25 protein-coding genes are annotated in these 25,868 nt (G+C 37.1%); 1 reads left to right on the forward strand and 24 read right to left on the reverse strand.

Annotated features, from left to right (window positions below; all coding sequences use genetic code 11):
* Positions 1–235: hypothetical protein (locus MHH60_RS15805; RefSeq protein ID WP_341161143.1), on the forward strand; the 235-nt coding region annotated here is incomplete at its 5' end.
* A gap of 42 nt (positions 236–277) precedes the next feature.
* On the opposite strand, the gene MHH60_RS15810 is transcribed toward MHH60_RS15805, so the two are convergent.
* The 24 genes from MHH60_RS15810 to MHH60_RS15925 all read right to left on the reverse strand — a co-directional run bounded on the left by MHH60_RS15810 (position 278) and on the right by MHH60_RS15925 (position 25,782).
* On the reverse strand, positions 278–925 hold the full coding sequence (locus tag MHH60_RS15810) for a precorrin-2 dehydrogenase/sirohydrochlorin ferrochelatase family protein (protein ID WP_076137790.1): 648 nt from the start codon (positions 923–925) through the stop codon (positions 278–280).
* A 5-nt stretch (positions 926–930) separates the two neighbouring features.
* Complete coding sequence (ccsA, locus tag MHH60_RS15815; protein WP_076129405.1) at positions 931–1,758, reverse strand: cytochrome c biogenesis protein CcsA; 828 nt, start codon at positions 1,756–1,758, stop codon at positions 931–933.
* Positions 1,759–1,763: 5 nt separating this feature from the next.
* Positions 1,764–3,161: a glutamyl-tRNA reductase gene (gene hemA / locus MHH60_RS15820; protein WP_076129406.1), complete on the reverse strand. Its 1,398-nt coding sequence runs from the start codon at positions 3,159–3,161 to the stop codon at positions 1,764–1,766.
* A 713-nt stretch (positions 3,162–3,874) separates the two neighbouring features.
* Complete coding sequence (locus MHH60_RS15825) at positions 3,875–4,480, reverse strand: YdcF family protein (RefSeq protein WP_179088938.1); 606 nt, start codon at positions 4,478–4,480, stop codon at positions 3,875–3,877.
* 42 nt (positions 4,481–4,522) lie between these two features.
* Positions 4,523–5,518: a dTDP-glucose 4,6-dehydratase gene (gene rfbB / locus MHH60_RS15830; protein WP_076099447.1), complete on the reverse strand. Its 996-nt coding sequence runs from the start codon at positions 5,516–5,518 to the stop codon at positions 4,523–4,525.
* 28 nt (positions 5,519–5,546) lie between these two features.
* Complete coding sequence (gene rfbC / locus MHH60_RS15835; protein WP_076105539.1) at positions 5,547–6,107, reverse strand: dTDP-4-dehydrorhamnose 3,5-epimerase; 561 nt, start codon at positions 6,105–6,107, stop codon at positions 5,547–5,549.
* A gap of 20 nt (positions 6,108–6,127) precedes the next feature.
* The gene (rfbA, locus tag MHH60_RS15840; RefSeq protein ID WP_036685112.1) at positions 6,128–7,006 is read right to left on the reverse strand and encodes a glucose-1-phosphate thymidylyltransferase RfbA; all 879 of its coding nucleotides are present in this window, start codon (positions 7,004–7,006) and stop codon (positions 6,128–6,130) included.
* A 62-nt stretch (positions 7,007–7,068) separates the two neighbouring features.
* Positions 7,069–8,238: a nucleotide sugar dehydrogenase gene (locus tag MHH60_RS15845; RefSeq protein ID WP_076137794.1), complete on the reverse strand. Its 1,170-nt coding sequence runs from the start codon at positions 8,236–8,238 to the stop codon at positions 7,069–7,071.
* Positions 8,239–8,274: 36 nt separating this feature from the next.
* Entirely contained in the window at positions 8,275–9,720 is a 1,446-nt protein-coding gene (locus MHH60_RS15850; RefSeq protein WP_256715207.1) for an oligosaccharide flippase family protein, read from the reverse strand.
* Positions 9,721–9,773: 53 nt separating this feature from the next.
* Entirely contained in the window at positions 9,774–10,154 is a 381-nt protein-coding gene (locus tag MHH60_RS15855) for an acyltransferase (protein WP_143766756.1), read from the reverse strand.
* A gap of 381 nt (positions 10,155–10,535) precedes the next feature.
* A complete protein-coding gene (locus tag MHH60_RS15860; protein ID WP_076137800.1) occupies positions 10,536–11,870 on the reverse strand; it encodes an O-antigen polymerase in 1,335 nt (444 codons plus the stop codon).
* A gap of 13 nt (positions 11,871–11,883) precedes the next feature.
* Positions 11,884–12,900: a glycosyltransferase gene (locus MHH60_RS15865; RefSeq protein WP_076137803.1), complete on the reverse strand. Its 1,017-nt coding sequence runs from the start codon at positions 12,898–12,900 to the stop codon at positions 11,884–11,886.
* A complete protein-coding gene (locus tag MHH60_RS15870; RefSeq protein WP_076137805.1) occupies positions 12,897–14,048 on the reverse strand; it encodes a glycosyltransferase family 4 protein in 1,152 nt (383 codons plus the stop codon). The genes MHH60_RS15865 and MHH60_RS15870 overlap by 4 nt, the downstream gene beginning before the upstream one ends.
* 38 nt (positions 14,049–14,086) lie before the next feature.
* On the reverse strand, positions 14,087–14,938 hold the full coding sequence (locus tag MHH60_RS15875; RefSeq protein WP_081389124.1) for a glycosyltransferase family 2 protein: 852 nt from the start codon (positions 14,936–14,938) through the stop codon (positions 14,087–14,089).
* Between the two features lie 12 nt (positions 14,939–14,950).
* Entirely contained in the window at positions 14,951–16,075 is a 1,125-nt protein-coding gene (locus tag MHH60_RS15880) for a glycosyltransferase (protein ID WP_076137807.1), read from the reverse strand.
* A 4-nt stretch (positions 16,076–16,079) separates the two neighbouring features.
* Positions 16,080–16,946 (reverse strand): NAD-dependent epimerase/dehydratase family protein, encoded by an 867-nt coding sequence (locus MHH60_RS15885; RefSeq protein WP_076137809.1) that lies wholly within the window; start codon positions 16,944–16,946, stop codon positions 16,080–16,082.
* 1 nt (position 16,947) lies between these two features.
* Complete coding sequence (locus MHH60_RS15890; RefSeq protein WP_076137811.1) at positions 16,948–17,574, reverse strand: sugar transferase; 627 nt, start codon at positions 17,572–17,574, stop codon at positions 16,948–16,950.
* Positions 17,575–17,663: 89 nt separating this feature from the next.
* Positions 17,664–18,710, reverse strand: a complete 1,047-nt coding sequence (locus MHH60_RS15895) for a copper amine oxidase N-terminal domain-containing protein (RefSeq protein WP_076137813.1) — start codon at positions 18,708–18,710, stop codon at positions 17,664–17,666.
* A 2-nt stretch (positions 18,711–18,712) separates the two neighbouring features.
* Complete coding sequence (locus MHH60_RS15900) at positions 18,713–19,408, reverse strand: hypothetical protein (protein WP_076137814.1); 696 nt, start codon at positions 19,406–19,408, stop codon at positions 18,713–18,715.
* 24 nt (positions 19,409–19,432) lie between these two features.
* Positions 19,433–21,265, reverse strand: a complete 1,833-nt coding sequence (locus MHH60_RS15905) for a polysaccharide biosynthesis protein (protein WP_076099441.1) — start codon at positions 21,263–21,265, stop codon at positions 19,433–19,435.
* A gap of 41 nt (positions 21,266–21,306) precedes the next feature.
* A complete protein-coding gene (locus MHH60_RS15910) occupies positions 21,307–21,993 on the reverse strand; it encodes a CpsD/CapB family tyrosine-protein kinase (RefSeq protein ID WP_036685074.1) in 687 nt (228 codons plus the stop codon).
* Positions 21,974–22,753 carry a YveK family protein gene (locus MHH60_RS15915; protein WP_036685072.1) on the reverse strand — a complete coding sequence of 260 codons (780 nt, stop codon included), beginning with the start codon at positions 22,751–22,753 and terminating at the stop codon, positions 21,974–21,976. Before MHH60_RS15915 ends, MHH60_RS15910 begins: the two co-directional genes overlap by 20 nt.
* Positions 22,754–22,872: 119 nt before the next feature.
* Positions 22,873–24,864 (reverse strand): S-layer homology domain-containing protein, encoded by a 1,992-nt coding sequence (locus MHH60_RS15920; RefSeq protein WP_076137816.1) that lies wholly within the window; start codon positions 24,862–24,864, stop codon positions 22,873–22,875.
* 135 nt (positions 24,865–24,999) lie between these two features.
* A complete protein-coding gene (locus tag MHH60_RS15925; protein WP_076137818.1) occupies positions 25,000–25,782 on the reverse strand; it encodes a tyrosine-protein phosphatase in 783 nt (260 codons plus the stop codon).
* Positions 25,783–25,868 lie beyond the last annotated feature (86 nt).

The raw sequence follows: 25,868 nt of genomic DNA on the forward strand, positions 1-25,868 counted from the left end.
TACATCCCGCCATCTCAGCTACTCCATCCCAATTCAACGGGATTTATACCGTACATCCCGCCATTCCTGCCACTTCGAGCCAATTCAACAGCATTTATACCGTACATCCCGCCATCTCAGCTACTCCATCCCAATTCAACGGGATTTATACCGTACATTCCACCATCCCAGCCACTATGAGCCAAGTCAGCCATATATCATGTTACTCAAAACCGCTCATCACTTCATATCTTAATCTAACCCAATTTTATAATCTTTACAGTGTCCACGCGCACTTTTACTCCACCCGTTGCTCAGCAATCCAAGCGTCCATATCCTCCGGGCTCCACGCTATGAAGGTACCCTTGCTCATCTCGTTCAACACATCCAGCGCGCCCAGCTTCCGCAAAAGCCTTCCACGAACTTCAGCAGAAGGTTCTTTTTCCTTAATCCGGGTACGCATGGCATGCACAAAATCCAAATATGGCTCATACGCCGCATCCAGCGCTTTTTCAAGCACATTTTTGATCTTCGTTGCCGCAAGCGGGCCAGCACCCGAAGTAGATACAGCTACCGTCAAACGTCCCCTCCGAACCACTCCAGGCGTGATAAAGTTTCCCGCTTCGGCATGGCTGGCCACATTTACATGAATTCCAAGCCGCCTAGACTCCTGAGCAACCTCTTCATTAACCGCCCTATCGTTAGTGGCTGCATATACGAGAAAGGCCCCACGGAGATCTCCGGGAGCATAAGTACGGTCCATCCAGATCAGGAGACCTTTTTCAGCTAGAGAATCAAGCGAATCTGTCAAAGAAGGACTAATCACCTTAACCGCCGCTCCAGCTTCCAACAGCCCGCTCACCTTACGTTCAGCCACGACACCACCGCCAATAACCACACAGGGCTGCCCTTCACAATCCAGCATTATGGGTAAATAACGCGTCATGCCCTTCACTCCCCGCTCCAACCGTGAAAATCAGACCAAGAATTCAACAGAAAATTCAAGATAATAAAAGCATATCCTAAAATCGCCCAGCGAGCCATACTTACTCCACTTTTCCGCCCGGACTTCTTAAAGATAATATAAAATATGTAAATCCCAAGACCGATAAGAGTCGTTAATACTTTTAAATCCTTCAATAAAAGCGTCCGTCCCTCGGATACTATAGATAAACCAGCCACCACCAGTGATATTCCCAGCAAAGGCGTGCCCACCAAAATAGCGGTGTAAGAGTATTTATCTGTAGTCTCTAGGTTCGGCAAACGACGGATCCGGTCGCTCCATTTCTTGCTTTTGAGTCTGGTGTGCAGGAACAAGTACAATATTGCAAAAACCGTCCCTAACGTCAGTGCTGCAAAACTCAAATTTGCCAAAATCACATGCATCGTCAGCCAGCCATACACCGCACTCCAAGTCTCAAGCGTATGTCCACCCGCCGTCAGCCACACCCGATTAAGCAGAAAAACACTAAACCCAGCCATACTGAGCAGCAGAATCGTAAACTCGCCACCACGTGTAAAAGCCACCGCAAGCGAAGTCAGCACAATACTAAACGCAAACCAAAACAAGAAATCATAAGGTGTAAAAATAGGCAGGCCTTTCTCCTGAGAGAAACGAATTCCAAGTCCTGCAACTTGCAAAAGACCCACAACAACAAGAAGCCCCGTGCCTAACCGCTTCCCACCCGGACTCCTTTTAAGGCAATCCGAGAAAACAAACAGCAGGCTCAGGGCATAGACCAGCAGAGCGGCGTCATATATTCCGTTCAGCAGTTGCATATTATTCACCCGCCCAGCAAGCCTGCCGGAGCAAGCGCCGTTTTAGGCACAGAAAAATCAGCGCTGCCAGCCGTACGTTCTCCAGAACTAGACTGCTTAACCGGGGCAATGTCTCCATCATCTGAATCGGATTTGAGCTGTTCCTGCAATGCAAAGATTTTAGAAAAATAATCAAGAGCTTCATTCCCCTGCTTACCGCCGGACAGCTCTTTAATTACATTGATCGGATCATGCATCATCTGGTTCACGATACTTTTAGTCAGGCGGCGGATTACTTTCCGCTGATGCTCGTCCAGCTCGGGCAGCTTGTTGAACAGACTCTCCATCGTTTCTTCATGAATCGTATTCGATTTATCCTGGAGCGCCCGGATCACCGGTCTTACACCAAGCGTCTTGAGCCACAGCTGGAACTCATCCATTTCCTCGCTGATCATCACTTCAATCTTCGCAGCTTCACTTCGGCGCATTTCCAGATTGTTCTCCACAATGCCCTCCAGATCGTCAATATCATACAAAAAAACATCCGGCACATTTGCCGCCGCAGGATCAATATCACGTGGTACAGCAATATCAATCATAAAAAGCGGCCGCGAAGGGCGGCGTTTCATAGCATGCGCTACCTTATCAGCCGTAAGCACATACCCGTCTGCTCCTGTTGAGCTGATCACGATATCTACTTCATTTAGAGTTGTTAACGCATCTTCAATCGTGCTCGGCTTACCCGAGAACTTCTCCGCCAATTCAATCGCACGCGACAGCGTACGGTTAGCGACAATCACTTCTGCCGCACCACTACTGTATAGATGCTTCACGGTAAGCTCGCTCATTTTGCCGGCGCCGAGAATCAGCACTTTTTTCCCAGTGAACATGCCAAAAATCCGCTTGCCCAGCTCCACAGCCGCATAACTGACAGATACTGCACTCTCGCCGATTGACGTTTCACTATGTGCTCTTTTGCCCAGCGTCACCGCTTGCTTGAACAACCGATTGAACCAAGTTCCAGTTACACCCTCAGCCTGAGCTGTGAGAAAAGAACTCCGCACCTGTCCCAGGATCTGCGTCTCCCCAATCACCATGGAATCCAGACCGCAGGTCACGCGGAACAAATGCGCAATCGCCTGTTCGTCTTCATAAATATACATATGCTGAGCAAATTGCTCGCTTTTCACACCAAACCATTGCTCCATAAAGCCGCGGATGAAATAACCAGCCATATGAAGGCGGTCCATCACCACATAAATTTCCGTACGGTTGCAGGTAGCTACTAAGACCCCTTCTAGCACACCCTTCGTCTTCATCAGTTGATGGAGCGCTGCCGGAAGATCACTTTCCGCAAAAGCAAACTGTTCCCGAACCTCCACGGGAGCCGTACGATAATTCAGGCCAACGACGACGATGTGCATCGATAGTTCACCATCCTAGTCTCTATAAGTTGCTGAAATCCAATTATATAAATTAATATCTTACATACCGTTCACTTTCACAACATCTCAAAACACTGTGTTAAGTATATCACACGAAAATAAGACTTTTTACAGATTTTTTGAACGCTTTATGAAATCCAGATAATAATTATTATAAATAAAAAACCGTAGGTTCGCTACGGTTAGGATGAGTTATTTTTAGCTAATTTATAAGGTTGTGATAGCAAAAAGGAAACATTAGGACCTACTAGTTCTTAAAATCGTCAAAAAGTCCGTTCTCCAAAAAAATAAGTCACTGCTCAGTGACTTAAAACTTCTCAGGTTTCTTAACTTTTATCGACGCTACTTCTCCACACTTTTTACAAAATGTGATGAGATCACCTCGGAAGTTGGACAAAAATATTAATTATATAGTAGACTCTACTCTTTTTAGAAGTCGCCGATGCTTAGACCAAACTTTAACCCAAACACGATTTTCATCATCTAGATAAAAACGAATATTCACTAATTTTAAAGGCGTCCATATTTCTTTAAAATAGTAATTTGGCATTTGGCGTCTCTCCCACGAGAATAATATTGATATAGTTATAAGTATAAAACTATTAAGCAATATTGTTTGTCGTAATGCGCCTTAAGCCAAGATAAGAAAAAAATGTTTTTGTCGGATTATAGTGTGAACATTCTACAGCAGATTAGCGAAACCAGTTCTTAATCTGATCAAGAGTACTTTTTGCCTCCGGACCATTGTAACCAAAGGTGTTGCCGATCATTTTCACATACTCGTTGAACGTTGTTTCTCTACTTTTTCGGTCACTCCACCAGCGTTTAGCGTTATATCCTGATGCAGAACCCACATATGTCAGCTCAATCTCCGATTTTTTGTAAACACGACCAAAAAGAAATTTCACCCTCCGCATGTGAAAGTCAGAGGAAACAACAATCGCAGATTTAAAACCGTATTCTTTCATTATAGGAAGAGTGTACTCGGCATTCTGATAAGTGCTATCCGCCGCGTTCTCGGTATAAATAACGTCCTGTGGTATGCCTAAAGCTAGGGCGGTTTGGATCATATCACCCGATTTACTCGTTGACTCTTTAGCATTGGAAAGAATTATATAAGGAGCATAGCCTGCTTTATATAACTCAGCTGCCTTTTCCACACGACCTTGGCCTCCGCTTAGGACGATGATTACATCTGAATGTTTGGGAGATTCAGATAGAGCTAAGAAACGGCCTGCACTGAATAAACCAGTAATTAACAATAGCAAGCATACGAAAAGGACAAATCTTTTATTCATTAAATTACCTTTTCTTTTCTTAACCGTTAAGTCGTGCATAAATCACTTATGCGATTCGTTACTAAGGATTTGTTGCCACCATTCAGCATTATCAATATACCATTGGATCGTCTGCGCAATTCCGGTCTCAAAAGTATAAGTTGGCTTCCAACCTAAATTCTCAAGTTTCGTTGGATCAATGGCGTAGCGTTTATCATGTCCTAATCTATCTGTTACAAATTCAATCAAATCTTCAGATTTCCCCAAGGTACTGATAATCGTCTTAACTACTTCAAGATTAGTTCTCTCATTATGACCACCTACATTATAAACTTCACCGCTTACTCCTTGGTGCACGACAAGGTCAATGGCCGCACAGTGATCCCAGACATGGAGCCAGTCGCGAATATTTTTTCCATCTCCGTATACAGGAACTTTCTCTTCGTTTAATACTCTTGAAATGGTTAGTGGAATCAGTTTCTCAGGAAAATGATAGGGGCCGTAATTGTTCGAGCAGCGTGTTATGTTCATTGGTAAACCAAAGGTCTCATAATACGCACGAACTAACAAATCAGACGCTGTTTTGCTAGCACTATAAGGACTGTTAGGCTGCAAAGGTGTTTCTTCGGTAAAAAATACAGTAGGATCAAAATCGAGTTCGCCATACACTTCATCCGTAGAGACATGGAGGAATTTAGTAATGCCGAATTTTTTAGCTGCATCCAGTAGTACCTGTGTCCCCATAACATTCGTACGAACGAATATCGCAGGATCAGTAATTGAGCGATCCACATGGCTCTCCGCAGCGAAATGAACAACATAATCGAATTTTTCCAACTCAAAAAGAGACAATATTGCCTCTCGGTCAGCAATGTCAGCTTGAACAAACCGATAATTGGATTTGGACTCAATATCCTTATGCTTCGTTAGATCACCCGCATAAGTTAACAAATCCAAATTCACAATATCATAATGCGGATATTTATCTACCATATACTGTACGAAGTTGCCTCCAATAAATCCGGCACCACCCGTAACCAGCATCTTTTGCTTACTCAATGAACGCACTCCCGATCTATTAGCTTTATTAGTTATTGTAAAAAAAATTCAAATTAGCATCTTTTAATAAAGGCGCCTTCTCATCCTTGGCAGATAATACAGGTGTAATATGAAGAGGCCATTCGATGCCAATAGAAGGATCATTCCACAGAATACCCCCATCACATTCCGGGGCATAAAGCTCATCGCACTTATACTGAACCTCTACGTCTTCTGTTAGTGTCATGAACCCATGTGCGAATCCTTTTGGGATCAGCAGTTGCTTTTTGTTCTCAGCGTTCAGTTCAATGCCGAACCATTTACTATAGGTAGGACTACCTTTTCTGATATCTACGGCTACATCAAAAATAGCACCACGTGTACACCGAACCAGCTTCGTCTGTGCCTTAGGATGTAATTGAAAATGCAAACCACGTAATGTTCCTTTAGTCGCAGAGTAGGATTGGTTATCTTGTACAAACTCCATGTCAATTCCATGCTCTTTAAACTTAGCTCCGCTATACGTCTCCATAAACCAACCACGGTGATCCCCAAAAACAGCCGGTTCAACGACTAATACGCCTTGCAAAAAGGTCTCTGTAATTTTCATCTCTGCCACACTTTCAGTTATTAGTATTGTATTTTACCTGTTGCTACTTTCATCAAATACTGACCATACCCCGTCTTACTTAACTTCTCCCCGCAATTCCACAAGTGTTCTTTAGTAATCCATCCATTAATATATGCAATTTCCTCAGGAGCGGCGATCTTGATTCCTTGATGATCTTCAATAGTCCGTACAAAGTTAGTTGCGTCGACAAGACTTTGATGAGTTCCTGTATCTAACCAGGTGAATCCCCGACCTAGAAGTTCCACATCAAGCTCACCAAGATTTAAGTAAGCTTCATTAATGGAGGTAATCTCCAATTCCCCACGTGAAGAGACCTCAACATTCTTAGCAATCTCAATAACTCTGTTATCATAAAAATATAGACCAGTAATTGCATAGTTAGATTTTGGCTGAGTTGGTTTTTCTTCCACGCTCAATACTTTACCTTCTTCATTAAACTCTACCACACCGAAGCGCTCTGGATCTTGTACATGATATCCGAACACCGTTGCTCCTTGTTGTTTAGAAGAAGCACGTTGCAACATCTTCCGCATTCCATTTCCATAGTAGATATTATCTCCAAGGATCATGGCAACTGAATCATCACCTATAAAAGATTCACCCAAAATAAAAGCCTGCGCTAAACCATCAGGACTTGGTTGAACTTTGTATTGTAATGAGATGCCAAATTGAGAACCGTCACCTAATAAACTTTCAAATCTAGGCGTGTCCTCTGGAGTGGAAATAATTAGAATTTCTTTAATGCCCGCTAGCATTAATGTAGATAGTGGATAGTAGATCATTGGTTTGTCGTAAATAGGTAAAAGCTGCTTACTTGTGACCATTGTTAATGGGTATAGGCGCGTACCGCTGCCGCCTGCTAGGATAATGCCTTTCATTCATGCCACCTCTTCTTCTTTTTAGAATATATATAGAAAAAGCTAATTTTAACATATTAATTCTAGTCCCTGCTGAATAAATCTCTCGTATACACTTTTTCCTTAACATCTTTAATCTCATCAGACATTCTATTGGCAACAATAACATCAGAGATACTTTTAAATTCATTGAAGTTCTTAATAACTCTTGATTGATTGAATTTTATTTCATCTAGAGAAGGTTCATATAAAACAACTTCAACACCTTTCTCCTTAATACATTTCATAACCCCTTGAATAGAGGACTGCCTAAAATTATCCGAATCCATTTTCATAGTAAGTCTGTAAATACCAACAATCTGAGGCTTTCTAGCTAATATCATTTCAGCTATATGGTTTTTTCTTGTTCTATTAGCATCTACTATTGCAGTCATAATATTATTAGGGACATCCGAGTAGTTAGCCAATAACTGTTTTGTGTCTTTAGGTAAACAATACCCACCATAACCAAATGAAGGATTATTGTAATGATTTCCTATCCTAGGATCCATCCCAACTCCCTCAATTATCTGTTTTGTGTCTAAACCTCTTACTTCTGCGTACGTATCCAGTTCGTTAAAAAATGCAACTCTCATTGCAAGATATGTATTAGCAAATAATTTAATAGCCTCAGCTTCTGTAGAATCAGTTAAAAGTACTGGTATATTGTCCTTAGTAGCTCCATTTACAAAAAAACTGGCTACTTTTTCAGCTCTTTCAGATCTTTCGCCAACTATAATACGTGCTGGAAATAAATTGTCATATAATGCTTTGCCTTCCCTCAAAAACTCCGGTGAAAATATAATATTTTCCGTTTTAAACATTTCTCTAACTTTCTGTGTGTATCCAACAGGCACTGTAGATTTAATTATTATTAAAGCCTTATTGTTTACAGAGATTATATCGTTAATAACCTTTTCAACAGTTTGTGTATTAAAATAATTTTTTTCAGTATCATAGTTGGTAGGTGTTGCTATAATAATAAATTCTGCATTTTCATAGGCTTTACGGTAGTTAGTAGTTGCAAATAAATTTAGTTCTTTAGTACTTAAATATTCTTCTATTTCACGATCACATATCGGTGATATCTTATTATTAATCATATCAACTTTATCCTGTATAGTATCGAGCGCTATAACTTCATTATTTTGAGCTAGAAGTATTGCATTTGATAGTCCAACGTACCCGATACCAACTATAGTTATTTTGGCCATTTAATATAAATACCTCCTAAACTAATTTTTCTGTATTTATGTACTCATAAATTGTTTTAATTTGTTAAACGATTTAGCAATATCCCTCCTTTTCATGATTAGAAATGTAAAATAAACAACTATATATACAATTCCACCAATTAAAGAGGAAAAAAACCAACCACTAATAACAAAAAGAGACACGACAATTAATTCAAGAATAATATCTTTCATTATTGATAATTCTAAACTTTTACATAATAGAATTTCTGCAAATAGAGATCTAAATGCCAACAATAACAATATCGAAAGAACAGCAAAATGTAAATTCTTTAGAATTAAAGTTGTTATCACTGTTATTAAAATGCTAATGAATAAAGAAATTAAATTAATTTTCAACAACAAGGATTCTTTTCTCATGGCCTTATAATATGTATTAATTAACACAGCCGTTCTACCTTCAAAAATACACATTGGAAATAATAAGCACATATACATTAACGTATCTGCGTAATCTGGTAACCATAAGGTGAGTATAGATTTCATAGGAAAGTATAAAATTAATACTCCCAAAGTAACGACTAACAATAAATCTCTTATAGTAAGGTATAAATTCGAGATTTTTCTCTCATCAGTTCTCTTTAATAGTGGAAACATTATTATCCCAATTGCATTAATGAAAATCATCATTAAATTCGAAACGCTAAACGTTAGTGAAATTTTTCCAAATGTAGATACTCCCCAAAAACGTTCAATCCCAAACCGTACTACACCAATTATCATAATATTTGCGATATTTGAAAACATCAATTTTATTCCAACCTTAATATTTTCGAACATCTCTATAAAATTAAAATAAAATATAGATAGTTTTTGAAATGCAATTTCTTTGCAACAATACATTGCATACAATAAAAAAACAAACTTTGCGCTAATGTCCGCTACTATTATCAGTTTATAATCTCTGATACCAAGAAGCAAAAACAAAACTATCAAAATAACATAAACAATTCTATCCAACATTGTAATTTTTGCGTACTCTTTTATCCTGTTAGTAGCTTGAAGAATGTATAAGAACATGTACCGAACGTTAACAACTAATAGACAAAGGGCCGTCATTCTAATAATATAATTTCTATCAGAATCATGTATATTTAGTAAAGTAAAAACTACAATTAAACATGCAATCGAAATTTGAGAAATAGTAAGCATTAAGAATTGTGAAAAAAATAACTTTTTATCTAAATTTCGGTAATCATCCCCACCGTATCTTAAGTATATTCCATCATTCCATCCAAAATGTAAAAAACCGACATATGAAGTAAAGAACATATACAATTGCCAATATCCATATTCTTCTACACCTATTAATTTAGGGACAACTAGAACAACTAGACTGGAAATAGCTAAAGAGACGAGGTTTGAAGTGAGAGTATATGATAAGTTTTTCATTACACTTTTTGCTCTAGTATTCAAAGCTCTAACCTCAACATTCTTATTCATTTTTAAATCAAAACCAATATGTAAAGTGATATTTTAAAACATAAAAAAATAGATTATCCCTTCGCTTTTTGTATGATATCTCTTTTATTATAAACTATTGAGTTTTCTCCCACGGTACCTCGAACCACAGTACCTGCGGCAATCACTGAATTTTTCTTGATAATAGTATTTTTCAGAATTATTACATTCGCACCTATCCACACGTTATCTTCTATAACAATCTTTCCTATTTTAAAATTATTCGCATAATCTTTTGCCAAATAATCATGATCATGATCAAAAACCATAACATTAGGTCCAAATAGGACATTATTTCCAATATTAATATCTCCTCTACAAGTAACTATACAAGCATTATTAAAGTTCACCCCAGTTCCAATAATTAGTTTTGCAGATTCTCGAACTCTTATAGATACATTTTTATTGAAAATCACTTTCCCTAATTTAACTTCCGACTTTTTGTGAACTTCAAAGTTCAGACTTATTGGGAGTAATATACGAGTATTGAAAGATATATTCCCATTATTTAGAAATAAACTTTTTAATTTGTAATATAAATACCTGCTAAAACCAAAAATCTTCCTAAACAATTAGTTCACCTCGAACAATTCAGAATAATGTCAGTTTAGAAATTAATAATTCTACAAACTTTATTTATGAGAAAAGTATAAAGTTAATAATTTTTTATAATCAAATAGAATAAAACCATGAGTACAAAACTAGATTAAATAATATTTTGTGTGTAAATAAATGACTAGTTTCTTATTAATAGTCATGTTTATGCAGTAATGATCGTACCCTATTAAATACTAACCTCACAGATGACCCCGAACCCATGATCTCCTAATTTTTGGTTTAACAAGCCAGTTGTACAATAAAATCAAATAAAAGATACGAATTAAATATCCAAGCGATAATACATTCATGAAAAATCTTTCTTCGATAGAACATTCAATTATAGTTTGAAATAAAATTGCATATATTATCAAATTCACACCTGGTTTATTCACTATTCTTAAGTTCAAGTACAATGCAGAATAAAAAATCCCCAAGAAAATTTCAATAAGTACAAAACCAAAAAATGAAAAATCTTTAATGTATCTCATGTACGAAGTGTATACATTTGTTTCATAATTACCTATTCCAACAAACTCTGCTTGTTTTAATAATTTAGGAAAATGACCATCAAAAATACGTAAAATATCGTAAATGCCAAACAGCGTACTTCCACCAAAAAATTCCGAAGAACTCCCTGGGTTTTGCAAAAAATGATCTAACGCCACCACAGACGATCCAGTATAAATTGATAATGTATCAACTAAATTCAATTTTGCAGTCTTGCCTGTATAACTTCCAAGGAGATAAAAAATAAGTAACATCGATATAAATGTGAATAAACCAATTCTTAAATATTTTAAATTTTTATCATTTTTCCATCCATTTTTAATATTGTAAAGTATTACACTAATTAAAAAAGCTGAGCTAACTAAATAGATAAATTGCGTTCTTCCACCAGTGAGTATTATCTGAATTACATATATCAGTATAGGGAAAATATACAAAAAGTACTTTTTTCTGAATTTTGTGAATATAAGATTATAAAGTAACACAAAGAGTATTAAATAAGTGTATGAGTATGATATGATTACAAATTGACCTAAAATTTTATTAGTATTCAACTCATCCAAACTAGTTGTTGCGATTCTAGCGAATTTTAACATAGGTAGATTTGATGATGATGAATAACCTGCGCTATATGCAATATTTAGAACTTGTTTATAGTAAAAAAAGGTAACTACAGACATGAAAATTATTGACAGAACAATAATGACTGTATGAATATTTATAGGTTCTCTCAGCATATTTTCATTATTTTTTTTTGAAATTTCATAATGATAAGAAAGTTTTGTCTTATAAAGTCGTCTAACAGTCATTTCACCTAAACCAAAAGATAATAATCCTAGACCAATCGTCATCAATGTTTTTAAACTCAAATCTACATTCCAATTACCGACATTGGGAACAATAAATAAACAACTCAAAATAAACATACAACAACTTATCACCCAAGGTGACATTAAATCCCTTTTGGTAATGAAATAGCTCAGAAAAAACATTAATAATAAAAATGAGATAAGAATAAATATCATAAAGAGCCCACTTTCAATTTGTCTTATTACCAAAAATATACATACTAAAATATAAAACAAGAAATAATTTAAGTTTGTAGAGAGTAAGTATTACTGCTTTTTTTTTATTTTTCTCTCCTAGTTCAATCAACTTACTATAATTATAATTTGCTTTGAAACAATCTAACTTCGATATATTTCTCAAAAAAATCATTTTATCGCGTATACTTTTCGTTTCTATTTTAGTAAGTGCAAACAAAATTTGAACAATATAACTACTCAGACATTCATTCCAAATTTCATTTTCAAAACTTTGAGAATTAATCATTTTATATTCCAATTCTGCATTAATTATATATGCGTCAAGTTTGTTATCATTAAATTTAACTGCAGTACTATGTGAAAAACGTTTATAATGTATATAATGTTCGGTAGGATTTATAGCTAATTTATTTATAAACGGAAATATAGAAAGATTAAAATCAATATCTTCTCCTCCATATTTTAATTTTTCATTAAAATAAATTTTATTTTTTATAAGTTCGGCTTTGTATAAGCCGTCCCATACATACACTAAAAACTTATCTTTTTTCAAAAGCAAATAAGCTTCCTTTATTTGTTCCCTTGATAAAACTTGAAATTTTTCAGACCTAATTTGAACTTTTATCTTTTTTGTTTCTGATACAACATAATAAGAAATACCATATTTCACAATATCAGCTTCGTATTTTTTCGCTATACTATAGTTTTCTTCTAAAAGCTCATTTGAAAACTCATCGTCATTATCAGCAAAGGTTATATATTCTCCATTTGAGAGTTCTATCCCCCTATTTCTTGCAGCAGATATACCTTTATTATTTTGATGAACAACCCTAATTCTATTATCTTGACTAGCATAATAATCACATATTTCTCCAGACCTATCCGTTGACCCATCATTTACTATAATCAATTCAAATTCTTTAAATGTTTGTGACAATATACTTTCAATGGCTAAAGAAATATATTCTTCGGAGTTATAGACTGGCATAATAATGCTAATTGGAATCATTCTTTTCTCCTTATGATTTCATATTGTTCAATTACTTCTCTAGCTGTCCGTTCTATACTGAAGGATTTTTCAGCACGTTCAAAGGCTCTCTCCACTATTTCATCCATTTCATTTTTATTAAGAATAGCGTACTTGATTCTATTTGCTAAACTAATATAATCACCTTGATGATAAATTAATCCTGTTTCCATATCATTGATTATTTCGATAGTTCCACCAGTATTCGAACCTATTACCAGTTCCCTAGCAAGCATTGCTTCAACAGTAACTCTACCAAACGCCTCCATTTTAGAACATATTAATGCTATAGAACACAACTCTCTAAATGTTGAAACATCTGTATGATAGCCATGGAAAATAACATATTCATCTAGCTGATTATCTTCTATGTATTTCTTTATTTCCGAAAAATATTGCACATCAATGATATTACCAACTATATGTAGGACAATATTCGCTACTTCTCCACTATTAACTAAAAATGATATAGCTCTTACTGCTTCATACTGCCCTTTATCCTCTGCAATTGCTCCAACCAATAAACAGGATATTTTATCATTGCTAGACTTTCTTTTTAGAACGGTTTTATTATTATTCACCTCTAAACCATTATAAATCAATTTAATTTTCTTTTTATCAAACTGTAATGAAAAATGATTATAAATCGCACCAGAGATTGCCATTATTTTTTCTGAATTCGATACAAGCTCATAAGTTTTTTTTCTATTATAAAATGTTAACCCAAAAGTTTCTTCAGGAAATTCCCTAATATGCCAAACATATGGAATATTAAGTTTCAGCAAGGATTTTGCACCAACTCCATATATAAAAGAGTTGTAATGAATTAAATCGAAATTAAATTTGTTATTTTTGAAAAAGGAATAGAAACGATATTCTGCAAATAAATTAATAACTATCTTCGCCAACTTCTTAATTTTTTTTTCTTTTTTCAGATCACCTAACCAAGACCCAGAGTAAATGCACAAATTCTCAATCTTAAGTTCGTCTAGTTTTCTACTCAGTTCACCTTTTTTGGGAGTAATCACAAAAACGTCCACTCCTAGATTGCGAACAGCACAAACTAAATCCACTAGAGACCTATTGGCACCTGATAAATCTCCTAGATGTGCTATGTAACATATTCTCATCTCTATTCTCCTAAACGTTTGTATATATAATCAAGTATTCAATCATTCTTTAAATCCATTTTCAATCCATGTAATATTCCTTTGAAATAATTCTTAATCTTTTCTTTTTTATTAGATTCAAAAAGAATTGCTAGAGTTAATACTTTGATTAGTCTTAAGTACTCAAGTTTAACATTCATTACCTTTCTATACTTTCTAATATAATACGTTATATTACGAGCAATAAAGTATTTTCTAAAGGCGGAATGATTCGTTACCCTTATCTCCTTAAAGAACAATTTCTTTATTTTACTATCACCCAATTGGTGGCTTAATGCCACGTCATTCATTCTAAGAATTTTATAATTATTTATAAAAAGCCTTGCGCAATAATCAAAGTCAACATAATCAATAAATAGTTCATCATTAAAAAAACCAATTTCATTCCAAATTTCTACATTCGTTAAAGATGCAGAAGTTATACATCTATTAACAAATTCATAATCAATGTCTTTATTAGGTTCAGTTAATAAAACATTAATTTTTGTATCAATTATTTTTGGGCAAATAATCCCAATATTTCTTTTTTCAATATATCTCGATGACTTAACAATTAAATCATTAGGACATATTGAATCTTGATCCAATGTTAATACCCAATCAGCTCCTTGTGTCTTTGCAATTTCCATAATTTGATTAAGACCTTTAGCAACCCCAAAATTCCGTATATTATTAACAATAGTTATATTCCTTAAACCCTTAAATGCTCTTTCAATTTCTTCGATATTAGAGGAACAATTATCAATCATATAAAGCTTATCAACTTGCGGTAAAATACTATTCACATTCTCTTTTAATCTATAAATGTCTGGATTAAAGAGTATGATTCCACCTATAATTTTCATCAACATTTCTACCTCTCTTTAATAAATAGTGAAATATTGATCCAACACTTCATTAAAACTTTCAACCGAAAAATGCTTTTCAAAGACTTTTCTTGCGTTTTTTCTCATATTAAGTAGTTTCTCAATATCTAAATTACAAATACTTGAAGCAAGAATATCAATATTATCATTCATAATATTGATACCTACGCTATATTTATTAACTAATCTTTCAGTATCAAACTGAATATTGTTAATTATTGGTAAACCGCCTTGAAAATAATCTATTGACTTCATCGTAAGACCTACACAAACTTCATCTTTCATAATATTGATTCCGAAATGACATTTATCAAATACTCTTTGTTTTTCTGTATAATCATATACTTTTCCATAGTATTCCACTGAAGCTCCAGTTTCTTTTATTTCTCTCATTAGCTTCTCTCTGTTTTCTCCGTCACCAATAATATGAATTGTTGTAGGTTTTAAACGGTGAATCACTTCTATTGTTTTCTTTATTTTTTGTATATCAATAATATTATTGATAGATCCTAAATAGCACAAATGAATCTCGTTTTCAGACAAGTTAGGAATACTCTCATATGAGATTTCTTTTTTTGCCAAGTAAAGTGTGAACGACTTCAAATTCACTAACACATCTTTCAGAATGGATCTAAATAAATCGCATTCCGAAATTATAAAATCAGCATGTTTCAAATTTTTATCTCTCATTGATTGCCAAAATGAGAATGGAGGGAAGTTCTTAATCTTCCCTATTGGCATCGTTTCAGGCCAAAGGTCAATTAAATCAAAAATCAACTTCACTTTCGGATTCTTTTTTTTATAGTTAGCAGCAAATTTCGCTATAGAATTCGGAGGGATAATTGCATATATTAAATCCGGTTTATTGTTTTCAACAAGTTTGAAAGCATTCTTCGCAAATATATAATGCGATTTCATCCTAGAAAAAGAAAGGTTTTTGTAGTAAGGCTTTGAAGGTACAAATAAAAAATCTGCTTTTTGTTCTGTTCGATACACTTTTTTAAAATGTCTAAAATCAGACTGAATAACTGTAACTTTATGACCGTTGCTAACAAAATATGCGTGGAGAAGATCAACCCTCTCTTCATAAGTATCAAAACAATTTACTATTATTACATTCATTGCTTTATCTCTCCACTTCAGTCACTGTAATAGATTCTCTTAAGCTGAGTACTCTATAGTTAACTTTATACTCACTGATATTTTGTTCATAATACAGATTCCCAAACACCTTATTTACTATACCTACTTTGGTAATCATCATTTTTATAATTGGATTAAATACTTTAGTTAATCTAATGCGTTTGTTGTGAGCCTCAGCAATACAACTAACCATTTCGCTTGTTTTAACATACTCACTATTTTGAGGAAAAAAAAGACCACTCTCATAATTATCTATTACAAGCTTTACAAACTCGCAGAGATTCTTTATATAAATCATACTTCGCTTGTTATCATAATCAGGAAAGACAGGTAGCTCCCTAGCTAATCGCGATAGTCTTACAAAGTTGCCCTTTGAGTGTCGACCATATACCATTGGAGGACGTAAAATAACAACCCTAAAAGAATTACTCTCTAATAACTTTATTCCCTCTTCTGCCTGCAATTTGCTATTTCCATAGAAATTACTGGGTTTAGGTACAGTATTTCTATCTATGACCTTCTCACTACTACTATCACCATAGACGATAATACTGCTTGTGAAAACAAACTGCTTAACGTGTTCTTTTTTTGCCTTTTCCGCAACTTCAATCGCCAAATCGCGGTTTACTTTATAATATTGCTGTTCCATACTTGGGTCCGTAGATACATGAGCAATTCCAGCAACATGGAGTACTACATCATAAATTGAAAAATCATGTTCCTTCCATTCCGTACCTCTAACCGATAGCTCCACGACTTCGTATTGATCTGGCCATTGTTCCAGCCACTTTATAAAATTTGTACCCACATAACTACCTTTACCAGTTATTAATATCTTTCGTCTACTCATCTTATAAAGTTACTCCTTTAGTAGAAGACACTTCCTGTTTTGTTGTTCCTTCCTTTACACCATCCGATTTCAGAACACTCAAGATAGTCATAAAAAATACCTTTATATCAAACTTAAAAGAAAGACTTGCAACATACTCCCCATCCAGGCTCGCTTTCTTCTCAATGGGCAATTCATCTCGACCATTAATCTGAGCCCATCCAGTCAACCCAGGTTTAATATCATTAGCTCCATATTTATCACGTTCAGCAATCAAATCATATTGATTCCATAATGCAGGACGAGGTCCCACGATACTCATTTCACCTTTTAGGATATTGATAATCTGAGGCAATTCATCCAAGCTTGTTTTTCTTAGGAACTTGCCTACTTTAGTAATGAAGAAATCAGGATCTTCCAGTAGATGAGTTGGCGTGTCTTGTGGTGTGTCTGTTCGCATTGTTCTAAATTTTAGTATGTAGAATTCTGATTTATTTTTGCCTAAACGTTTTTGTTTAAATAATATAGGGCCTTTGGAAGTTGTCTTAATTGCGATCGCAATGATTAAAAAGACTGGCCATAACACTAGCATCCCAATTAAAGCTAATAGAAAATCTATGGTTTGTTTCGTGTAAACATAAGGTCTCATAAATTCACCTGATCCTTTTAGTTACTATTTCTCCATATGTAGATCATCTCTATGCCAAATGAGCATAGAGATGATATTTTACTACTCTCTTAATCCGCCATTTTCGCAGCCAGATCTTTTCCCAACTGAAGCTGTGATTCAAATTCACTTTTATATTGACTAATAATTTCTGTACTGTACCCATTGCTGTTCAGTTTTTGTTCAGCATCAGCAACTATACTATTGAAGCTAGCAGTGAATGAGGCTAGTTGTTGTACCCCTTTAGCTTTAATACTTTTCTTACTCGCCTCATCTGTTGCTCCAACATACTCAAACGCAATACTCATTAATGTAGATTGGCTTTGATTTTGAAGCGCCGAAAGTTTTGCTTCTGTGTCACTAGTGATAGTTTCATATGAAACCTTTCCAGTTCCTGCAGAACCACCACCTGTTGCACCTGTACCACCTTGTGCACCTGTTGTATCCGTTGGCGCTGGTGTCGCTACTGGAGATGGGTCCTTAACATTGTCATTGTTTGTCGATCCATTAGTGGCTTGTTCCTGATAAGCCTTCGAAGCTGCAGTAATGGTCTTCGTCTTCTGATCCCAGCTAATGTTATGACCTACAGATTCCGATAAAAAACGTAGGGGTACATATAAGGAACCATTCAGAATAAAGCTAGATTGGTCTGTAGGCAAAGCCTTGGTTGCACCGTTAAATACATAACTTGCCTTAACTTGATTGAGGGCAATATTCTTCGTTGCTGCTGAAGTACTATTCCCGTTCGTTGCATTCATTAGGTATTCTTTAATCACAACTAGCTCTGAGCTGCTAGGCTCTGCAACTGTAACTTTAACGTTTTTAGCATCCCAAGCTACACTCTTTTGCAAAGCATATGACATAAACCGCAATGGAACATACGTTGTATTGTTGTACATGAATACATACTGGCCTGCTGGCGGCTGAATACTCACGCCGTCAAAAATCAAATTCACGTTCATACTTTGCACTTTAATCGTATTAGTTGCAGCCTTAGTCGTTGCACTTGGTACCGCCGCAGCTGCCGAGACAGATATAGGTGCAGATGCTGTTAAGGGTGCTAAACCAATTGAAGCAATTAATGATAAAGCCACGACTGATAGTGTTGCTTTAGACATGCTTATTCACTTCCCTTTTCTTTCGCTTTTAGTCGTTCTTCTTCAGCAATAATTTGGTCACGTGTTTTTCCTTGACTAACTCCGTACTTTTTAGCAATTTGAGATAACTCATTGTATTGCTCATCAGATACTTTACCGAGAATGATACTGCGTGCTTCTCGCTTTTCTTCTACGGTTAAGCCACCTTTGGCTAATTCTTTTAGGCGGTTAATATCAGATACGCTAAGTTGACCAAGTACAATAGAAGCCACATCTGCTTTATCCTTAATCGTTACATTTTCTTGAATTTGCTTAGCTTTATCCGTGGAGACCTGTGCTGTATAACCATCTGAAGAGCCATCTTTTTGTTCTGATGATGGAGCTTTGGTCGGTTCACTAGTAGTAGAAGCTGTTGTTTCACCACTAGGTTTATCGTTATTTTTACTACTTTGATTACTACTTCCCTCATCATTTACTGGTGGGGTAGAAGGTACCGCAGACTCTACAGGTTCGACATTACTATCATCAACTGTATCAGTTGGTGCTGTTCCTTGATCTTGACCACCAACATTATCCTCAGACTCCAGATCAAAACCATCTGCCATTGAATTCATCAGCTTATCGACAGCGTAATTCGCGGCGAACAAGCCGCCAACACCCAGCACTACAATAACTGACAGCGTCCATAAAAGGATCTTTTTCCATCGTTTGTTGAACACTTTATATCCCCCTTTATGAAATAGTTAGCTAATAGCAACTTGGGCAACGGGCTGCATCGGTACAATCTGATTGATTATTTCGCGTATAACTTCTGGTTCCTCAGCGAGAACACGTTCCAAACGTTTAAACTCCAACTCTAACTGATTTAGACTTATTACATTAGGTCTACCAATGAAAATTCTTCCATGATCTGTAGAACCTAGATTTTCTTCATCTGTAAGCAACTCTTCATATAACTTCTCACCCTCACGAATACCGGAGAAATGAATATCAATGTCCTTATAAGGTTCATATCCAGAGAGCGTAATTAAGTCTTCCGCCAACGTTAGAATTTTAACCGGCTCTCCCATATCCAGAATGAACACTTCTCCGCCTTTGGCGAAAGAACCAGATTGGATGACAAGCTGAACAGCTTCTGGAATCGTCATGAAATAACGCACCATTTCTGGATGAGTGACAGTGACTGGACCTCCGGCAGCGATCTGCTGCTTAAAGGCTGGAATTACACTGCCGCGACTACCAAGAACATTCCCAAAACGCACAGCAGAAAACTTCGTTTGACTTGTAGTGTGCAGGCTCTGCACATACATTTCCGCAATCCGCTTAGTGGCACCCATCACACTGGTTGGGTTAACCGCCTTATCAGAAGAGATCATTACGAATCTCTCGGCACCATATTTATCTGCACAATCCGCAACATTTTTGGTGCCGAAAACATTATTTTTAATAGCTTCCGAAGGATTACGCTCCATTAAAGGAACGTGTTTATGTGCTGCTGCGTGAAAGACTACATGCGGTCTATGGCCACTGAATATGTCCATCATTCGACTACGATCCTGTACATCTGCTATCACAGTCACAATGTTTAACTCTGGAAAACTCTTACGAAGCTCCATTTCAATCGTGTAAATACTGTTCTCACCGTGTCCAAGTAACATTAGCTTGTCCGGACCAAAAGGAGCAATCTGCCGGCATAACTCTGAACCTATAGAGCCGCCAGCCCCCGTAACTAACACCGTCTTATGATGTACATAACCTAAAATACTGTTCAAATCAGCTACGATCGGCTCACGACCTAATAAATCTTCTACGCTAACATCCCGAAGTTTCTTAACTGATATTTTTCCAGCGATCAGATCATTAAGAGCCGGTATAATCTTCAGCTTTGCTCCAGTCTTTTTGGCAAGATTAATAATTTCAGAAATCTCAGTACGTGAAACAGAGGGCATGGCGATGATAATCTCATGAATTTCTCTTTCTTTCACAATCGCTGGGATTGCATAACGATTTCCAATTACAGGAACACCCATAATGTACATATGGTATTTATTCGCATTATCATCAATGAAACCGACTAATTTGGTATGCGCAAAAGAGGGTCCCATCATTTCCCGAGCAATTAATATCCCACAATCACCAGCACCTACAATTAGTGTATGGGTCTTAGTGTCTTTGTAATTGATTCGATCATTATGAAGTACTCTCCACAAAAATCGGACTCCACCTACTAATAAAAGAATAGTCTCCATCGACCGAACTTCTATGGCAAGAGGTACTCTATCCGGCAAAATTAGATATGCCAGTGCAAATGAAAATAAAGACCCTACTACAATAGCTTTAGAAACCGATATAATTTCACCGATACTGGCATATTGCCACATTCTTCGGTAAAGACCGAAGTATATCAGGCTTCCACCAAATGCAAATGTTGCAATCAAACCAAATTGCAGCATTTGTACAACGTATTCCTGAAGAGCATGGTTAGGGTACCGAAACAAATAAGATGTCACAATACTGAACCAAATGATCGCAAGATCAATGAAGAATAAAAGAATCACTCTAGATTTCGCTGTCATTTTCAGTGCCTCCAAAAATAACATTTTTAATTATGAATAAATCAATTTCCATAGTAGTAGTAATAGTACCCTTCACTAGCTTTACGTTTTACATTATTGAGAACAACGCCAAGCATTTTTGCACCCACGCGATCCAGATTAGCTTTAGCTTTTACTGCGATATCGCGTTTTACCTTACCATAACTGACAACCATAATAACGCCATCACTCTTCGAGGCCACAATTTGTGCATCCGTAACCGCTAATAATGGTGGAGTATCAATAAGAATGACATCATACCGCTGACGCAAGTCCTGTAAAAGAGTGCTCATCCGATTAGATGCCATCATTTCCGCCGGGTTGGGCGGGATTGGTCCAGAGGTCATGATTGAAAGATTATTAACTCCAGAGTCTTGGACAGTGTCCTCAAGAACTGCCTGTTGAGACAGTAGGGAGGATAAACCAAAACGGTTGCTTAGTGTAAATGTCTTATGTGCCGTCGGCTTCCGCAAATCGGCGTCAATCAACAATACTCTTTTATCTGCTTGTGCGTAAGCTGCCGCCAGGTTAGCAGATACCGTAGATTTTCCTTCTTCCGGTCCGGATGAAGTGACCATAATCACTTGAATAGTCTGATCTACAGAAGAAAAATCAATATTCGTGCGCAATGCGCGAAACGCTTCAGAGACAGGAGAGCGTGGGTTCGTAACGGTGATCAGATGGCGTTGTTTATTTGGAAGCTGTGACATGTTCGAGGTCCCCCGCCTTTCTGGATGATTGTTTCTGAGTTTGTGCGGCACCTTGCTTGCTTTCATCTTGACCCAATCTTGTAATCATAGCTATGGTAGGCAAACCAAGATACTTCTCAATATCAGCTTCTGTCTTCAGGGTGTCATCCATATATTCCAGCAGGAAGGCAATCCCTAATCCAATCATCAAAGAGACGATAAAAGCAATAGCCATGTTCAGTAAAACATTTGGTTCTACCGGCCGTGGCTCAACAGTTGGATTCACTTTAGCTTCATTCAGAATCGATACATTTTCCACATTAAATAGACTTGGAATTTCTTCCTTGAACACAAGTGAAATGGCATTCACGATTTCAGCAGCCCGCTGATAAGAATTATCTCGAACGACAAGTGTCATCACCTGCGTATTATTTACGGAACTCACATTAACCTTTTTTAATAGCTCTTCCGCAGTAATATTAAATTGCGGATAATCCTTTGTAACAATATCAAGGATGGCCGGAGTCTTAATAATTTCCTTATACGTATTAATTAATTGAATATTGGTATTAATCTGGTTTAAATCAAGCTGCCCCACCGCTGACTGCGTCGGTGTTTGGTTAACGATAATCTTCGTGGATGCCTCATATACCGGGTTTTTAATATACAGACTATATACACCAGCAATACCGCACACCAATACAACTATGCTGAAAATGAGCCATAGTCTCTTCCTGACGATCTGAAAATAATCGCGAAGATCCAATTCTTGTGATGACAAGTGAAATTACCCCCAAGCTATTTCTGAAATATTTCGATGCCTGTTCAAATCTTCCCTATTTGCAAAAAAATCGCCTCCTCTCACCTACATGAGAGGAGGCTGTATACTATAAGTTTTATTTACTTGAAGTTAATAGTACGGTAGATAATTACTGCTGCTTCAGCACGGGTAGCAGTATCGTTCGGGTTGAACTTGCCAGCATTTCCGATAACCAGGTTGTGGCTTGCTGCAAACGCTACGCCATCTCTTAGGGATGCACTGATCTTAGCAGCATCAGAGAATTTGCTGATTGCAGTAGAATCGGTTTTTGCATCAGGATTGATAGATTTCAACGCACGGGAGATCATTGTTGCCATTTCTGCACGTGTAATAGTTGCATTAGGATCAAATTTGGCCGCACTGCGTCCAGTAATAATCCCTTTTTCTGCTGCAACTGCTACATATGGTGCATACCAAGCAGTTGAACTTACATCGCTAAAGCTTTGTACAGCAGAGTTGTTTTCCAGGTTAAGCGCACGAATCAGCATTTTGGAGAACTCAGCACGAGTTACGTTGCTCTTCGGTGCAAATTTACCTGCTCCGACTCCTTCAATCGCACCTTTAGCAGCTACGACTTGAATTTGTCTACCAGCCCATGCTTGTACAGCAGCAATATCATTAAAGGAGACCTTATTCTCAAGTACTGCGTAAGAAGAGAATGTATCACGTGGTTCTACGATGAAATCTCCATCAAGAACTCCACCTTGGAATTGCAGGTCGCCGTATACAAGTTTACCAACGGAAAGCAATTCTTTATCAAGACCATCAGTATTCTTAAGTGGCAATTTGATAGTAATTGGTTGTTTAAATGTGCTTTGTGCTACACCGTTCACACTAAGTGTGAATTCGTACACATCCGAAGCCAATTTCAGCTTGGTAACGGAAGTTACAACTTCTGGTTTAGCAGTAGTTACTGTCAATGAAATCGCTGTGCTGAATTGGCTTACAGGAATCGTTACAGTTACACCGTTGAAAGTAACGGCGATATTCGCAATACCTTTAGCTTTTGCAGCTTCAATAATAGCTTGGGAAAGTGGAACTTCAACTGTAGTAGCGTTTACTGTTCCCAGATTCAAGGTCAAAGTAAGACCAGTTTTACCAGGGTTCGCTGCAACCAGTTTATCAAATTCTTTAATTACATCAGCATCAACCAATTTCAAGGTTGCTTTACCGTCAACAATGCTTACGAGCTTAGATACGTCATAGATTCCTGGAGTTTGAACAGGAGCTACAGGCGTTGTAACACTTCCATTCCCGCTTCCACTACTACCATTACCATTGCCGTTGCCATTACCGTTGCCATTATCGCCTAATCCGTAGGCTTTAATATAAGCAAATGCAAGTGATTTCGCCGCAGGTTTCGCGGATTTAATATTATTGTTCAAGTTTTTCAGTGTTTCTTTCACATCACTAGCAGTAACTCCAAGCTTGTCCAACGCTTGACTTACTGTGAGTGCTCCTGTCCCTGTTGTATGGCTCAATACTTTCGCAATAGCTTCATTCAGCAAAGTATCGTAACCGGATTCGGATGTGAGAATTTCCAACAAATCTGAAGTGGACTTGCTGCTTACCAGATCACGAAGTTCTGTTTCAATACTGCTCAAGAATTCAGCAACACTATCAACAGTAAGTCCAGACACACCCGCTTTAGCTGCAATTTTGCTTACCAAAGCAATGTTTTTGTCATCGTTACGGATCACTTGGATTCCTGAGTAGTCATTTCCATAGACATCGTAGACTACACTAGTAACGCTTTGGAACAATTTAAGTGATGTTTTTGTTTCTTCTCCATCCAGTGAAAGCTTGTTCAGTACTGGAGCAAAAATTTCTGTAAATTCTTTTTCACTCAGTGCTGCAACCTCAGTCTTCAAATTGTAGAGATAAACTGCATCAGTTGCGGTCAATTGTTTGTAAACAGCAAGAACCTTATCCTTAACTGCTGCACTACTACTAACTGTAGCCGCAGATGCTGTGCCTACTGCTCCAAGGCTTCCCAACGGAAGACCCGCTACGGATGCTGCTACCATACTTGCTGCTAATGTTGATACTACTAGTTTCTTTTTCAAAGTCACTAAATATCCACCTCTTCTTATGTATTAAAATACTGTACTACCATAGACCTAGAACAATTCGCCCAAATGCTACGCTATTACGTATAGCACTAAATCACCCAATAAAACCCATTCTACCACTATTAGGTAGAATAGTCAGCCCTTTCGGAAAAAAAATCCAAACAATTTTTGTCGGTTTCCCCTTGTTTGTACGTGTTTTCCATGAATAACCTCGCCATTGGTCATAATTTGCTGAGCATTGCCGCGAACATAGTCACGCATCTCAGGGCCTAATTCTTTCTCCATAACCACATAAGCAGCGTTTAATCCAAAAGGACGATGAACACTGTCATGTGCATCAGAGGCCAACACATGTACTGCATTTCTACGGCATAGCTCCAGCGACAATTTCTGTAGCTTATTCCCGAAAACGCCTGCAAGACTCTGTGCAGTTACCTGCCCAAGTGATCCTAGCTCTATCAGTCTCTCTAGTTTAGAAGGATCAGCAGCTATTTCAGCATTGCGCTCCGGATGGGCGATGACCGGAACGAACCCTTGAATGATCAGCTCGTGGCAGATTTCTTCCATGTTACGTGGTACTCGTGAAGAAGGCATTTCCAGTAAAATATACCGCGAATCTGCAAGACTCAGCAGTTCCCCCCGCTCCAGATCATTCAGAAGTTCACCGTAGATACGGATCTCTTGACCTGGAAGAACAAGCAGTGGATTACCAGCCTGACGAAGTCTCTCATTCATCATCTCCACAGCTTCTTTAATCTTGGGGGCATTATTCATATATTGACCGTTGGCATGATGTGGCGTGGCGATGACTGAAGTAATCCCTTCTCTGTGGGCGTCTTGCGCCATGGCAAGAGCAGCTTCCCAATCAGAGGCTCCGTCATCCAAAAAGGGTAAGATGTGGCAGTGAATATCTATCATATGTTATCTATCGGTCCTTTTCCATAGAAATTTTAGTTTTATCAACAAAAAAATACAACCATTCCCACTAGGAATGGTTGCTTGAT

The sequence above is a fragment of the Paenibacillus sp. FSL H7-0716 genome, assembly GCF_038002705.1.
Lineage (GTDB): Bacteria > Bacillota > Bacilli > Paenibacillales > Paenibacillaceae > Paenibacillus_AQ > Paenibacillus_AQ odorifer.

Bases quoted from the DNA above. Each gene is read 5' to 3' on its own strand.
- MHH60_RS15810 (WP_076137790.1), bottom strand. From the start codon at position 925: ATGACGCGTTATTTACCCATAATGCTGGATTGTGAAGGGCAGCCCTGT.
- ccsA (WP_076129405.1), bottom strand. From the start codon at position 1,758: ATGCAACTGCTGAACGGAATATATGACGCCGCTCTGCTGGTCTATGCC.
- hemA (WP_076129406.1), bottom strand. From the start codon at position 3,161: ATGCACATCGTCGTCGTTGGCCTGAATTATCGTACGGCTCCCGTGGAG.
- MHH60_RS15825 (WP_179088938.1), bottom strand. From the start codon at position 4,480: ATGAATAAAAGATTTGTCCTTTTCGTATGCTTGCTATTGTTAATTACT.
- rfbC (WP_076105539.1), bottom strand. From the start codon at position 6,107: ATGAAAATTACAGAGACCTTTTTGCAAGGCGTATTAGTCGTTGAACCG.
- rfbA (WP_036685112.1), bottom strand. From the start codon at position 7,006: ATGAAAGGCATTATCCTAGCAGGCGGCAGCGGTACGCGCCTATACCCA.
- MHH60_RS15845 (WP_076137794.1), bottom strand. From the start codon at position 8,238: ATGGCCAAAATAACTATAGTTGGTATCGGGTACGTTGGACTATCAAAT.
- MHH60_RS15850 (WP_256715207.1), bottom strand. From the start codon at position 9,720: ATGAATAAGAATGTTGAGGTTAGAGCTTTGAATACTAGAGCAAAAAGT.
- MHH60_RS15860 (WP_076137800.1), bottom strand. From the start codon at position 11,870: ATGATATTTATTCTTATCTCATTTTTATTATTAATGTTTTTTCTGAGC.
- MHH60_RS15865 (WP_076137803.1), bottom strand. From the start codon at position 12,900: ATGATTCCAATTAGCATTATTATGCCAGTCTATAACTCCGAAGAATAT.
- MHH60_RS15870 (WP_076137805.1), bottom strand. From the start codon at position 14,048: ATGAGAATATGTTACATAGCACATCTAGGAGATTTATCAGGTGCCAAT.
- MHH60_RS15875 (WP_081389124.1), bottom strand. From the start codon at position 14,938: ATGTTGATGAAAATTATAGGTGGAATCATACTCTTTAATCCAGACATT.
- MHH60_RS15880 (WP_076137807.1), bottom strand. From the start codon at position 16,075: ATGAATGTAATAATAGTAAATTGTTTTGATACTTATGAAGAGAGGGTT.
- MHH60_RS15885 (WP_076137809.1), bottom strand. From the start codon at position 16,946: ATGAGTAGACGAAAGATATTAATAACTGGTAAAGGTAGTTATGTGGGT.
- MHH60_RS15890 (WP_076137811.1), bottom strand. From the start codon at position 17,574: ATGAGACCTTATGTTTACACGAAACAAACCATAGATTTTCTATTAGCT.
- MHH60_RS15895 (WP_076137813.1), bottom strand. From the start codon at position 18,710: ATGTCTAAAGCAACACTATCAGTCGTGGCTTTATCATTAATTGCTTCA.
- MHH60_RS15905 (WP_076099441.1), bottom strand. From the start codon at position 21,265: ATGACAGCGAAATCTAGAGTGATTCTTTTATTCTTCATTGATCTTGCG.
- MHH60_RS15910 (WP_036685074.1), bottom strand. From the start codon at position 21,993: ATGTCACAGCTTCCAAATAAACAACGCCATCTGATCACCGTTACGAAC.
- MHH60_RS15925 (WP_076137818.1), bottom strand. From the start codon at position 25,782: ATGATAGATATTCACTGCCACATCTTACCCTTTTTGGATGACGGAGCC.